This is a genomic window from Nonomuraea sp. N2-4H, assembly GCF_045291505.1.
GTDB classification, from domain to species: Bacteria; Actinomycetota; Actinomycetes; order Streptosporangiales; family Streptosporangiaceae; genus Nonomuraea; species Nonomuraea fastidiosa.
The window spans coordinates 5,837,110-5,850,289 of sequence record NZ_CP147987.1 but is presented as its reverse complement, the minus strand read 5'-3'; the positions used below and the strand labels follow the sequence as shown (position 1 = coordinate 5,850,289).

Genomic DNA, 13,180 nt, shown 5'->3' with positions numbered 1-13,180 from the left:
CTTCTCATATGGGGTAGGACCCAAGGAGGGCGCGTGGCGGCGTGAAAACCGCCCCGCGCCTGACGTACAACTGAAGATCAGAGACACACAGCCCCCGCGTCCGCTCAGCACCATGCGACCCGCGACGCCTGCGGGCCGGTCCTCGGTAGTGGCTTCCGGTGAGAACGCACTTATCCGGGCGCTTCGATCGAAGACCGGCGCTGCACCTAACGAGGGTGCCGGTGAGAAGGGCGCGGGTGACCGACCCACAAGGAGGTCCCCCGTGGAGGGTGTCCACACTGCTGAAGCCGTCATAGACAACGGCTCATTCGGCACGCGCACGATCCGGTTCGAGACCGGTCGGCTCGCGCGTCAAGCGGCGGGATCCGCCGTCGCCTATCTCGACAACGAGACCATGGTCCTGTCCGCGACCACCGCGTCCAAGACGCCGAAGGACCAGTTCGACTTCTTCCCGCTGACGGTCGACGTCGAAGAGCGCATGTACGCCGCGGGCCGCATCCCCGGCTCGTTCTTCCGCCGCGAGGGCCGTCCCTCCGAGGACGCGATCCTCACCTGCCGGCTGATCGACCGGCCGCTGCGCCCGTCGTTCGTCAAGGGCCTGCGCAACGAGGTGCAGGTCGTCGCCACCGTCATGGCGCTCAACCCCGACCACCTCTACGACGTGGTCGCCATCAACGCCGCGTCGCTGTCCACGCAGCTCGCCGGCCTGCCCTTCTCCGGCCCGATCGGCGGCGTGCGGGTCGCGCTGATCGACGGCCAGTGGGTGGCGTTCCCGACGCACCACGAGCTGGAGCGCGCCACCTTCGACATGGTCGTGGCGGGCCGGGTGCTCGACGACGGCGATGTGGCCATCATGATGGTCGAGGCCGAGTCCACCAAGGACACGCTCAAGCTCGTCGCCGAGGGCGCCGTCGCCCCGACCGAGGAGACGGTCGCGCAGGGCCTTGAGGCGGCCAAGCCGTTCATCAAGGTGCTGTGCGAGGCGCAGACCCGCATCGCGCAGGTCGCCGGCAAGGAGACCGCCGAATACCCGATCTTCCTCGACTACCAGGACGACGTCTACGCCGCCGTCGAGGCCGCGATCAAGACCGAGCTGGCCGCCGCGCTGACCATCGCCGCCAAGCAGGAGCGCGAGAACGAGCTCGAGCGGGTCAAGGCGCTCGCCGCCGAGAAGCTCCTGCCCGAGTTCGAGGGCCGCGAGAAGGAGATCTCCGCCGCGTTCCGCGCGGTGATGAAGAAGCTGATGCGCGAGCGCGTCATCAAGGAGGGCGTGCGCATCGACGGCCGCGGCACCAAGGACATCCGCGCGCTGTCCGCCGAGGTCCACGTGGTGCCCCGGGTGCACGGCTCGGCGCTGTTCGAGCGCGGCGAGACCCAGATCCTCGGCATCACCACGCTCAACATGCTGCGCATGGAGCAGGTCATCGACACGCTCAACCCCGAGCGGACCAAGCGCTACATGCACAACTACAACTTCCCGCCCTACTCCACCGGTGAGACCGGCCGGGTGGGCTCGCCCAAGCGCCGCGAGATCGGTCACGGCGCGCTGGCCGAGCGGGCGCTGATCCCGGTGCTGCCGTCGCGTGAGGAGTTCCCGTACGCGATCCGCCAGGTGTCGGAGGCGCTCGGCTCCAACGGCTCCACTTCGATGGGCTCGGTCTGCGCCTCGACGATGTCGCTGCTCGACGCCGGCGTGCCGCTCAAGGAGATGGTCGCGGGCATCGCGATGGGCCTGATCGGCGAGGGCGACACCTACGTCACGCTGACCGACATTCTGGGCGCGGAAGACGCCATGGGCGACATGGACTTCAAGGTCGCCGGCACCAAGGACCTCATCACCGCCCTGCAGCTCGACACCAAGCTCGACGGCATCCCGGCCCACGTGCTGGCCGCCGCGCTCAAGCAGGCCAAGGGCGCCCGCCTGGCGATCCTCGACGTGATGCAGGAGGCGATCGACTCCCCGGCGGAGATGAACCCGACCGCGCCGCGCATCATCACCATCAAGGTCCCGGTCGACAAGATCGGCGAGGTCATCGGCCCCAAGGGCAAGATGATCAACCAGATCCAGGACGACACCGGCGCCGAGATCACCATCGAGGACGACGGCACCATCTACATCGGTGCCACCGACGGTCCGTCCGCCGAGGCCGCCCGTTCGGCGATCAACGCCATCGCCAACCCGCACATGCCCGAGGTGGGCGAGCGCTACCTCGGCACGGTCGTCAAGATCGCCGCGTTCGGCGCGTTCATCTCGCTCATGCCGGGCAAGGACGGCCTGCTCCACGTCTCGCAGATCCGCAAGCTGCACGGCGGCAAGCGCATCGAGAACGTCGAGGACGTCATGACGGTCGGCGAGAAGATCCAGGTCGAGATCGCCGAGATCGACGGCCGCGGCAAGCTCTCGCTGGTGCCGGTCGAGGTCATCGAGAAGGAGGCCGCGGAGAGAGAGGCCAAGGCCGCCGAGAGCGCCGCCGAGCCGGACGAGGCGTCCGCCGCCCCGGCCGCCGAGGACAAGCCGGAGCGGCCGCGCCGCACCCGCACCCGCGTGCGCACCCGCAGCAGCTCCTCCTCCGAGGGAGACGACCGGAACTCGTGACCACGACCACGCTGCACCCCGGCAAGGACGGAGCCGGGGTGGTAAGGCGCACCGTCCTCCCGGGTGGGCTGCGTGTGGTGACCGAGACCATGCCGACCGTGCGGAGCGTCGCGGTCGGCATGTGGGTCGGCATCGGCTCGCGTGACGAGGCCCCCGAGCACATGGGGGCCACGCACTTCCTCGAACACCTGCTGTTCAAGGGCACCCCCACGCGCGACGCCATGGAGATCTCCGCCTCCATCGAGGGGATCGGCGGTGAGATCAACGCCTTCACCGCCAAGGAGTACACCTGCTACTACGCGCGGGTCCTCGACGAGGACCTGCCGATCGCGGTCGACGTGCTCGCCGACGTCGTGACCAGCTCGCTGGTGACCGAGGACGACGTCGAGTCCGAGCGTGGCGTGATCCTCGAGGAGATCGCCATGCACGACGACGACCCCTCCGACGTCGTGCACGAGCAGTTCGCCGCCACCCTCTACGGCGACTCGCCGATCGGCCGGCCCATCCTGGGCACGGTCGAGTCCATCAACGCGCTCGGCCGCGAGCGCATCGCCGAGTACTACCACCGCTTCTACCGGCCGCGCCGCACCGTCGTGTCGGTGGCGGGCAACGTCCGGCACGAAGAGGTCGTCGAGCTGGTCGCCAGGGCGTACGAGCGGGCGGGGGCGCTGTCCGGGCCCGCCGAGTTCGAGCCGCCGCGCACCAGCGGTCCCGGCGCCGAGACCCGCTCCGGCATCGCGGTGCTCGACCGGCCCACCGAGCAGGCCAACCTGGTGCTCGGCACCACCGGCCTGTCGCGCACCGACGACCGCAGGTTCGCGCTCGGCGTGCTCAACGCGGCGCTCGGCGGCGGCATGTCGTCGCGGCTCTTCCAGGAGATCAGGGAGAAGCGCGGCCTGGCCTACTCCGCCTACAGCTACACCTCGGCCTACGCCGATACCGGCCAGTTCGGCATCTACGTGGGCTGTCTGCCGTCCAAAATCGACGACGTGCTGAAGATCTGCCGCGACGAGGTCTCCAGAGTGGTGGCCGAGGGGCTCACCGCCGACGAGATCGCCCGCGGCAAGGGACAGATGCGCGGCGGGCTCGTGCTCGGCCTTGAGGACACCGGCTCGCGGATGTCCCGCATCGGCAAGAACGAGCTGGTCTACGACGAGCTGATGTCGGTCGACGAGGTGCTCGCGCGCATCGACGCCGTCACCCCGGACGAGATCGCCGAGATCGCCGCCGACGTGCTCAACCGGCCGCTCACGCTGGCCGTCATCGGCCCGTACGGCGACAAGGACTTCAGCTACGCCATCCGCTGAGCTCCGCTTGGGTTCGGCGGAGCTCTCGGCTCGGGCCGGCTGTGATCCGCTTGGGTTCGGCGGAGCTCCCGGCTCGGGCAGGCTGTGATCCGCTTGAGACGCGCGCCGCCGCGTCCGCCCCGCCTCCGCCCCGCCTGCGACGACGGCGGGGCGGCGGCACGATAGGCTCGCTCTGTGATCAGGGTAGGAGTGCTGGGCGCCCGGGGACGTGTGGGCGTCGAGGTGTGCAAGGCGGTCGAGGCGGCCGGCGACATGGAGCTGGTGGCCGCGCTCGACAAGGACGACTCCATCGAGCAGCTCGCGGGCGCCGAGGTGGTGGTCGACTTCACCCATCCCGACGTGGTGATGGGCAACCTCGAATGGGCCATCGGCCACGGCATCCACCCGGTGGTGGGCACCACCGGCTTCACCGAGGAACGGCTCGAGACCGTACGCGGGTGGCTGGCGGCCAACCCGGGCACCAACTGCCTGATCGCCCCCAACTTCGGCATCGCCGCCGTCCTCATGATGCACTTCGCGCAGCAGGCCGCCCGCTACTTCGAGTCGGCCGAGATCGTCGAGCTGCACCACCCCAACAAGGCCGACGCGCCGTCCGGCACGGCCCGGCGTACCGCCGAGCTGATCTCCGAGGCGCGCGCCAAGGCCGGGCTGGGGGCGATGCCCGACGCGACCACCACCGCGCTCGACGGCTCCCGCGGAGCCGAGGTCGGTGGCGTCCACGTCCACGCGGTGCGCCTGTCGGGGCTGATCGCCCACCAGGAGGTGCTGCTCGGCGGCGACGGCGAAATCCTGACGATCCGCCACGACACGATGAGCAGGGCCGCGTTCACGCCCGGCGTGCTGCTCGGCGTGCGCCGCGTACGCGAGCTGCCCGGCCTCACCGTGGGCCTGGAGCCGCTGCTCGACCTCTAGCGCTCGGTTGCACACGACGTGCCCACGCTCGCACACGCGGACGTGGGCACGTCGTGAGGAGAGGGTCCCGGCTCCGCACAGCCGGGCCTACGATCTTCAACCCTAATATGCGCGGCGAGGTTCGCCCGAAACATGAGAACGTGTCGTCATGGTGCGATGGGCTGAGAAGGACGAGCTGGCAGAACTGGTGCCGATCGAGCTGGCCGCCGACCGGCTGTTCGAGCAGGTCGGCATCGTGTTCCCGCCCGGCACCACCATGATCGAAGAGGTCACCGATCCCGGGTCGGTGCTGGTCGAGGGCACCCCGCCCGCCGGGTTCGCGCTCATCGGCCAGGTCGACGGCAACGTCCATCTCGACCAGCTCGCCGTACGTCCCGAGCGCATGCGGCAGGGCATCGGCGGGCGGCTCGTGGCGGCCGTGCTCGACCACGCGCGCGCCTGCGGAGCGCCCGGCGTGACGCTGACGACGTTCAGGGACGTGCCGTGGAACGCCCTCTGGTACGCCCGCAACGGCTTCTCCGTGCTGCCTGAAGGCGCGTGGGGGCCGGAGATGCGGGAGCTGGTGGCGCATGAGCGGGAGCTCGGGATCGAGGTCGCGCCGCGCGTCGTCATGCACCACGCCACCTGAAGGTGCGGCTTCTTCAGCCCGCTACGCCGTCTAGAGCGTCGCCTCCTCAGCCTGCCATGCCGTTTAGGGCGTCGCTTCCTCAGCGTGCGGTGGCGTCTGGGGCGTCGCTTCCTCAGCCTGCCATGCCGTCTTGGGCATCGCCTCCTCAGCCCGCCGCGTTGTCCGGGGCGTGGCGGGGTTGCCCGGCTAGCCTGGGGCGCGTTGGGGCGGCTCTTCGAAGCGGGAGCGCTTGGGCGGCTCGCCGCTCACCTTCTCCACGATCGAGGCCGCGATCTGGTGCACCTTGACGTTGCGGTCCTGCGAGATCTGCCGGAGCAGTTCGAACGCCTGCCGCGCCGTGCACCGGCGCTGCGCCATGACGATGCCGAGCGCCTGATCGATCACCGCCCGGGTGGTCAGCGCCTCCTTGAGCTGGCCGGCCACCTCGCGCATGCGGGCCACGTCCAGCGCCGCCCGGAACAGCACTCCCACGTGCGCCGCCGTCACGCGCATCGCCACCCACGTCTCGTCGGCGAACCCGCCGGGACGGCGCGAGTAGAGCGTCAGGACGCCGAGCAGCGCCCCCTGCGACTCCAGCGGCTCGCAGTGCACCCCGCGCACCTGCTCGGCCGCCGCCAGGAACCGCGGCCAGCGCGACTCGGCCCGCAGGTTGAGCGACGTCACCGGCCCTCCGCCCTCGATCACGTCGAGCAGCGGGCCCTGCCCCGTGGCGCGCTGCACGCCGTCCAGCAGCTCGGCGAGCCCGTCGGAGCTGGCCACCGTGGACAGCTCGCCGGGGCGGCGCAGCACGATGCTCAGCATGGGGGAGTCGGGCATCGCCCGCCTGGCGATGGCCACGCACTCGGCGAGTGCGCGCTCGAACTCCTCGATGTCGGTGGGCACGCTGGCCCGTTCGGCCATGATCCCTCGCGCTCGTCGGCGTGCTCGTGCCCTAAGGCTAACGGCTCACGCGCGCCCCTACGAGAGTCAAACGCCTGACCCCGGCAGTGGCCGCCCGTTGCCCATGGAGCCCGGCTCTTGCGGGCCGGTGCCTGCCCTGCCTCGTCTGGCCCAATCGTCAGGACGCGCGCCGGGCCGCCGTCTTCCGCCGAATGGTCGCTCGCCCGCCGAGGTCAGCGACCGGCGACTTGTGACCGGGCGACTTGATGGCCGGACGACTTGATACCGGGCGACTTGATGACCGGGCGAGCGCCCGCGGGCCGGTTCGCCGGTCAGAAGACGAGGGCCAGCCCCACCGCGAAGAGCGCGCCGTACGCCATCTGCAGCTTGCCCGTCTGCTGCAGCACCGTGATGAGCGCAGGACCCACGGCCTTCCTCAGCACCGCCTTGATCGGGGCCGCCGCCAGCGGCGCAGCCAGCAGCGCCAGCGCCGCCCACGGCGTGATCGGCACCATCGCCAGCGCCACCACGTACGGGATGACCTGGCAGGCCACGTAGAGCGTACGGGTGCGCTCGGCGCCCAGCCGCACCGCCAGCGTGCGCTTGCCCGACTCGCCGTCGGTGACGACGTCGCGCAGGTTGTTGACCACCAGCATCGAGCACGACAGCAGGCCCACCGGGATCGAGGCGATCAGCGCCGCCCAGCTCAGCTGCTCGGTCTGCACGTACGCGGTGCCCACCACCGGCACGATGCCGAAGAACACGAAGACGGCCAGCTCGCCGAGCCCGCGGTAGCCGTACGGATGCTTGCCGCCGGTGTAGAACCAGGCAGCCGCGATGGCCGCCGCACCCACGAGCAGCACCCACCACGCCTGCGTGACCAGCACCAGCACGAGCCCCAGCACCGCCGCGACCGCGAACGAGCCCAGCGCCGCCGCCAGCACCTGCTTCGGCGGCGCCACCCGCGAGCCGACCAGCCGCATCGGGCCGACCCGCTGGTCGTCGGTGCCGCGGATGCCGTCGCTGTAGTCGTTGGCGTAGTTGACGCCGATCTGCAGCGACAGCGCCACGAACAGCGCCAGGACCGCCCGCCACCACACGAAGCCGCCCTCGCCGATCGCCACGCCGGTGCCCACCATGACGGGCACGATCGCGTTAGGCAGCGTGCGCGGGCGTGCGCCGGCGATCCACTGGCCGGGGGTTGCCATGTTCGTTCCTCAACCTCTAGCTGATGTCGGTGGCGAGCCGGATCATCCTGATCGGGCGGCCCATGTCGAGCACGCGCTCGGCCATGTCCTCGCCCCAACCGGCCGACTCCAGGAAACCGAGCACAGCGTAATTATCGGCGAACACCCACGTGACGATCTGCCGGAAGCCGTCCTCCCTGAGGTAGTCGACGGTCGCGTTGAGCAGGCGGCTGCCATGACCCCGGCGTACGAAGTCGGGATCGACCAGCAGCGTCAGCATCTCGGCCGTCACGCTGGGGTCGAGGTCGGGGTCCTCGGCCGGCGCATGAGAGGCCAGCCCCACCACACGTTCACCACCACGAGGAGTGACCAGCGCGGCGCTGCCACCCGCGCCGAGGGCGGGGAAGCCCTCGGTGTCGAGGATGGTCTCCACCGCCACCAGCACCCGATGCATGGGGCTGGGCGGGGCGGCGATCGCCTCGTCCCACTGGCGCAGCCACATCTTCTCGGCCGCCGCGCCGGTCATCTGCTCGAGTGGACCTTCCGGGAGGAAATCCCGATAGCCATAGCGCCAGGCGCGGATCTGAGTGTTCGCAACCTGGAGCACATCCTCGCGCCGGGCCGCCCGGACGCCTACGTCTGCCATCTCGGCCCGCTCCTTCGCCTGCCGTTCATGCCACAAGGCACGAGTTACACCGTATCGGTGTTTGACCCTTGAGGACGACGCGAACCCCGCTTCCTCGCCCGGTAAGCGCGTGTCTTGGTCCGGTTGCCGCAAACCCTCATGGAACACCACGAGCGGGAACGGTTCTTCGACGAGTCGATGAACGCCCACTGGCACGTTCCCTCCGCGCACACCTTCAGCCGGTCCCACGACGCCGTCATGACCGCCGCGGCGATACGCGCCAGCCCGCCCCGCACGCCGTCCGCCACCGGAACCAGACCCGGACCCTCCTTCGGAGTCACCAGCACCCGCAGAGGGAGCTGCGGCAGGTCGGCCGCCTCGCGCCTGAGCGCCGCCCGCAGGCCCTCACGCAGCTCGTGAGCGATCCGCAGGTCGTCGTCGGTCGCGCGGTCGTGGGCGCCGGCCAGGCCGCGCTCGCGCAGCCACAGGGCCAGCTCCGAGGGGGAGGACAGCTCGTCCGCCTGGGTTTCGACGTCGAAGGTGTTCACGAAGTCGCGCACGAGCTCCGTGGAGAACGGCATGTCAGTCACTCTACTGCGCGTAGCGGGCATCATGATCAGCAGGTGGGCCGGCGTCGTGAACGTGGCGTCTTTTCGATGACCGTGGGGTGCCGCACACGTTCTCGGTGTGATCGTGAGGCCGGGCCGCGAGACCGCCCGCGATGGTCGTGGCGAAGCGACGCCGACGTGCGGCGCGGCGTCCTATGCCCGCGACGACTACCTGCGATGACATGCGTGCGATGACTGCCTGCGTCGGCTGTGTGCGATGCCTGCGTGAGATGCCTGCGTGAGATGCCTGCCTGCGATAACGCCGCTCAGGATGGGAAAGGCAGGAGGGGAGAGAAGGTGTCACCATGGCGGACCTCACGATCCCGGACGGCGGCTTCTGGCCGGCGCCGGACATCCCACAGCCCAACATCTACCCGATGGAATGGCGAGTCGAGACCGAGAAGCTCGCCGCCATCTACGAGAAGTCGAAGCGCGTCGTCTGGAACCCCGCCGACCTGCCCTGGGACGCCCTGGACCCCGGCGAGTTCACCCGCGAGCAGCGGCTCGGCATCATGTACTGGTTCTCCGTGCTCGCCAACTTCGACGCCTCCGGCCCCGCCGTCTTCGCCCGCGCCACCATCCAGGCGTTCGAGCGACACGAAGAGGACCCGGTCAGGAAGTGCTTCTTCTCGATCACCCGCGACGAGATGAACCACGAGGAGTGCTGCCAGCGCACCATCGCCCGCCTGTGGCCCGGCGGCCCCCTCGACTGGACCCCGTCCGACGACCTCGAAGCCGCCGCCCACAACAACATCGGCTGGCTCTATCACAACGGCGGCCGCTACTGGAACGGCTACAGCGCCGCCGTCGGCCGGTACTCCCTGCCGGTCCTGTTCACCAGCTTCATGATGGGCGAGATGGCCGCCTCCACGCTCTTCCGCGGCATGGCCTCGGGCACCCGCCATCCTGTCTTCAGCGAAATGTTCCAGCGCATCGGCCGCGACGAGTCCCGCCACCTCCAGATCTGCATGACCATCCTGGAGAACGAGTGGCCCGGCCTCACCGATGACACCCGCGTCCTCATCACCCGTCAGCTCAGAGCCGGGTTCGTCTTCCTCAGCATGATCCTCTGGGAGCCCCCTGAGGGCTTCTGGGAGCTCCCGCCGTACTTCCTGCCCAACCACCGCGTCCTCATGGGCCACGCCCGGCAGGCCGGGCTAGGGGTGCTGTCGTACGAGGAGCAGGCCGAGAACTGGCGGATCGCCATGGCCCACGTACGCGCCATCGTCGAGCGCTGGGGGATCGACTTCCCCGCCATCCCGGAGCTCGACCTAGAAGGCGTGCAGGTAGACGTCGTCGACCCGGAGGACATCATCCCGGTCTTCTAGCGCCTCGTAGCATGGCCGCGTATGGCTCGTAGCATGGCCGCGTATGGACCAGACCTGCGATCGTGCGGACTCTCGACGCGCCGGGTGAGCCGCGTACCTCCCGCTGACTGATCGGGCGCTCATCGACCTGAAGCCGACCGCCCTGAGCGCTGTCTGGACTGGCTGCCGTCTGGGCGGGGCTGTCCAGCCCGGATACTGCCCGGCCTGGATGCTGTCCGACCACGAGCCCGCGACAGCCGGGCGGTACCGGCTCGGCACCAGACTGCTGTGCGACGTCTCGCCGTACCAGGCGTCCCGGCACCGGCTATCACGACGGACACCACATCACCACACCATCGTGACCAGGGACATCACCGCCGCCGCGGACCCAGCAACCCGTGCGGCCAGCCACCCGACAAGCCCTCTTCTCGGTCCTGCTGCCGTGCGCCGCCTACCCACCATCGCGAGCCGTGTCCGTCTCGGGTGATCAAGGGCTCACGAGTCCGTCCTTCACCTCGCTGTCTGGGGCGGCCGCCCACCTCCGAGCGGACGCCTGATGGCAGTGTTCGTGCGCCGGTCACCTCGGAGTGGACGCCTGATGGCAGTGTTGGTGCGCCGGTCGCCTCGGAGCGGACGCTTGATCGCGGCGCTCGTGCGCCGGTCACCTGGGAGTGGACGCCTGATCGCGGCGCTCGTGCGCCGACCACCAGCGAACCGCGTCTTCGGCCTCGTCACCGTAGTCGCCGAACCGCCTGTGAGCCGGATTCCTCAACGTCGCCCGTCGTGGGCGCGCAGCGCCGCTGAGCTTGATCCGGTTTGGCGGACATCCGAGATCAGGGGTTCGTCCCCGAAGGGATGTCCATGATGGAGAGCATGGGGAAGAAGAAGCCGCGTCCTCGCCGCTCGTTCACACCGGAGTTCAAGGCCGAGATCGTCGAGTTGTGTCAGCGGGGTGACCGCTCGATCCGCGCGGTGGCCCAGGACTTCGACCTAAGCGAGACGGCGGTGCGCCAGTGGGTGCACCAAGCCGAGGTCGACACCGGCCGGCGGGACGGGCTGACCAGCAGCGAGCGGGAGGAACTGGCGGCGTTGAGGCGCGAGAACCGGCGCCTGCGCGAGGACGTCGACATCCTCAAGCGAGCGACGGCTTTCTTCGCCAAGGAGACCCGGTGAGCGTGCACCCGTTCATCGAGGCGGAGAAGCAAGGCGGCCACAGCGTCAAACGCGCCTGTGAGCTGCTGGGAGTCTCCCGTGCCGCCTTCTACGCCCGCCGCAATGTCACCCCCGGCCCGCGCGCAACCCGCGACGCCGAGCTGGCCGAGCAGATCGCCCGGGTGCACGCCCGCTCCCGGGGCAGCTACGGCGCGCCCCGCGTGCACGCGCAGCTGCGGCAGGACGGTCAGCGGTGCGGGCGCAGACGGGTGGCCCGGCTGATGCGCGCGCTCGGCCTGGCCGGCCGCTACAGGCCCCGCCGGCAGACCACCACCATCCCCGACTTACACGCCGGCGTACGGCCGGATTTGATCGAGCGCGACTTCACCCCCGACCCGGCCGGGCTCGATGAGCGCTGGTGCGGCGACATCACCTACATCCCCACCGGGGAAGGCTGGCTGTATCTGGCCACCGTCATCGACATCGCCTCCCGCCGCGTGGTCGGCTGGGCGACCGCCGATCACCCGCGCACCGGCCTGGTCGCCGAGGCCCTGCAGCAGGCCTGCGCCCGCCGCCACCCGGCCGGACCGGTGATCTTCCACTCCGACCGCGGCTGCCAATACACCAGCGCCGGCTACGCCCGCCTGGCCGCACAACTCGGCGTGCGGCTGTCGGTCGGGCGCACCGGCCAATGCTGGGACAACGCGCTGGCCGAATCGTTCTTCGCCACCCTCAAAGGCGAACTGCTCGACCTTTGCTCCTGGCCCACCCGCGCCGCTGCCCACCACGCGATCTTCGAGTACATCGAAGGCTGGTACAACCTCCACCGCCTCCACAGCAGCCTGGGCTACCGCAGCCCCGCCGACTACGAGACCATTGCCGCTACCTGACCACCACAACGACGGTGTCCGCCAAAACGGAGCAAGCTCACGCGCCCTGCGTGCACCCGCGTGCGCCCGCGCTGCGTGCACCCCCGCGCGCCCGCGCGCGCCCTGCGTGCCCCACCGCGCCCGCCGCGCGCGTCACCCGGTCGGCCACCCGCAAACCGCGCCTTCGCCCTCGTCGCCCTGGGCACCGCAGCGTCCGCGAGTCGTGCCCCTTGGCGTAGCTGCGGGCGGAGTGAGCGGTTGTCTACCAGCGGCAGGCGCAGGAGCAGTACACGGGTGACAGGCCACACGCGGCCACAGGAACGGCGAGCGGAGGGAGGCCACGCTGACAGTGCAGCGCTTTGCCCGGCCGCGCCTTGCGTGGCCTTAGCCCAATTCAACCCAAGTCGCCCTGTCGCGTCCGGCACCGCATCAGTACGGGGTGCCGGCCCTGCCCTGTGCCGCGTTAGCTCGGCTTGCCCCGCCGCGCCTTGCCGCGGTGTTTGCCGGATGGCTGCGATGCCGCCTTGTTCGCAGCCTTAACCGGCCCTCGGAGGTCGGGTGTCGTCGGCCACCGTTCCTCTTGGCAGACGAAGCTGCCGCGATACGGAACGCTGTACACCCACCCTTCGTCGCGCAGCAGCGAAATGGCCCGCCGTACGGTCTCGCGCGCGGCCCCATACGTTCGCACCAACGCGATCTCGCTAGGAATCTGTTGCCCGGCGACCAGTTCACCGCCCTTTATCCGCTCCCGGATTTCTCCGGCGATATACCGATAAAGCGGTATACTCCGGCTTACCGGTCGTATTTCTCCCGGTGTACTGACGAATGTGCCCTGCCCTTGCCGGGTGTGGACCAGCCCTTGATTGCGTAGCACGCGAATCGCCTTGCGTGCCGTCGTACGCGCGACGTTGAATTCCCGCTGGATTCCCGCCTCGCTGATAATCACGTCTCCAGGCGAGTGTTCGGCGATGATGCGCGACCGGATGACCTCGCTGATCTGGAGATAGAGATATCTGTCGCCCTCGCGATTCAGCACGCCCCAAGAGTATCCAACGGAACGGCAGCAGGAAGGCCAATTAGGAACCAGGGCTTATGCGTCATTTCCCCGGT

General features: G+C 69.7%; 12 protein-coding genes. 7 read left to right on the top strand and 5 right to left on the bottom strand.

Going from position 1 to position 13,180, the window contains the following annotated elements; genetic code table 11:
• Window positions 1-262: 262 nt before the first annotated feature.
• The 4 genes from WBK31_RS26705 to WBK31_RS26690 all read left to right on the top strand — a co-directional run bounded on the left by WBK31_RS26705 (window position 263) and on the right by WBK31_RS26690 (window position 5,443).
• The gene (locus WBK31_RS26705) at window positions 263-2,596 is read left to right on the top strand and encodes a polyribonucleotide nucleotidyltransferase (protein ID WP_364069743.1); all 2,334 of its coding nucleotides are present in this window, start codon (window positions 263-265) and stop codon (window positions 2,594-2,596) included.
• Window positions 2,593-3,903: a pitrilysin family protein gene (locus WBK31_RS26700; RefSeq protein ID WP_364069741.1), complete on the top strand. Its 1,311-nt coding sequence runs from the start codon at window positions 2,593-2,595 to the stop codon at window positions 3,901-3,903. The genes WBK31_RS26705 and WBK31_RS26700 overlap by 4 nt, the downstream gene beginning before the upstream one ends.
• Before the next feature lie 174 nt (window positions 3,904-4,077).
• Complete coding sequence (dapB, locus tag WBK31_RS26695) at window positions 4,078-4,815, top strand: 4-hydroxy-tetrahydrodipicolinate reductase (RefSeq protein ID WP_364069739.1); 738 nt, start codon at window positions 4,078-4,080, stop codon at window positions 4,813-4,815.
• A gap of 148 nt (window positions 4,816-4,963) precedes the next feature.
• Entirely contained in the window at window positions 4,964-5,443 is a 480-nt protein-coding gene (locus WBK31_RS26690; RefSeq protein ID WP_364069737.1) for a GNAT family N-acetyltransferase, read from the top strand.
• A gap of 186 nt (window positions 5,444-5,629) precedes the next feature.
• On the opposite strand, the gene WBK31_RS26685 is transcribed toward WBK31_RS26690, so the two are convergent.
• The 4 genes from WBK31_RS26685 to WBK31_RS26670 all read right to left on the bottom strand — a co-directional run bounded on the left by WBK31_RS26685 (window position 5,630) and on the right by WBK31_RS26670 (window position 8,715).
• Window positions 5,630-6,343, bottom strand: a complete 714-nt coding sequence (locus WBK31_RS26685; RefSeq protein ID WP_406673365.1) for a GAF and ANTAR domain-containing protein — start codon at window positions 6,341-6,343, stop codon at window positions 5,630-5,632.
• Window positions 6,344-6,654: 311 nt separating this feature from the next.
• Window positions 6,655-7,530, bottom strand: a complete 876-nt coding sequence (locus WBK31_RS26680) for a 1,4-dihydroxy-2-naphthoate polyprenyltransferase (protein WP_364069733.1) — start codon at window positions 7,528-7,530, stop codon at window positions 6,655-6,657.
• A 16-nt stretch (window positions 7,531-7,546) separates the two neighbouring features.
• Window positions 7,547-8,035, bottom strand: coding sequence for a GNAT family N-acetyltransferase (locus WBK31_RS26675; RefSeq protein WP_364069731.1), 489 nt, complete (start codon window positions 8,033-8,035; stop codon window positions 7,547-7,549).
• Window positions 8,036-8,199: 164 nt separating this feature from the next.
• Window positions 8,200-8,715, bottom strand: coding sequence for a CGNR zinc finger domain-containing protein (locus WBK31_RS26670; RefSeq protein ID WP_406673364.1), 516 nt, complete (start codon window positions 8,713-8,715; stop codon window positions 8,200-8,202).
• A gap of 332 nt (window positions 8,716-9,047) precedes the next feature.
• Between WBK31_RS26670 and WBK31_RS26665 the strand changes: the two genes are divergently transcribed.
• The 3 genes from WBK31_RS26665 to WBK31_RS26655 all read left to right on the top strand — a co-directional run bounded on the left by WBK31_RS26665 (window position 9,048) and on the right by WBK31_RS26655 (window position 12,091).
• A complete protein-coding gene (locus WBK31_RS26665) occupies window positions 9,048-10,070 on the top strand; it encodes a hypothetical protein (RefSeq protein WP_364069727.1) in 1,023 nt (340 codons plus the stop codon).
• Between the two features lie 852 nt (window positions 10,071-10,922).
• Entirely contained in the window at window positions 10,923-11,222 is a 300-nt protein-coding gene (locus tag WBK31_RS26660) for a transposase (RefSeq protein ID WP_406673363.1), read from the top strand.
• On the top strand, window positions 11,219-12,091 hold the full coding sequence (locus WBK31_RS26655; RefSeq protein ID WP_406673362.1) for an IS3 family transposase: 873 nt from the start codon (window positions 11,219-11,221) through the stop codon (window positions 12,089-12,091). Before WBK31_RS26660 ends, WBK31_RS26655 begins: the two co-directional genes overlap by 4 nt.
• A gap of 442 nt (window positions 12,092-12,533) precedes the next feature.
• Here WBK31_RS26655 and WBK31_RS26650 read toward each other — a convergent pair whose 3' ends face one another.
• Entirely contained in the window at window positions 12,534-13,106 is a 573-nt protein-coding gene (locus WBK31_RS26650; protein ID WP_364069725.1) for a GntR family transcriptional regulator, read from the bottom strand.
• Window positions 13,107-13,180 lie beyond the last annotated feature (74 nt).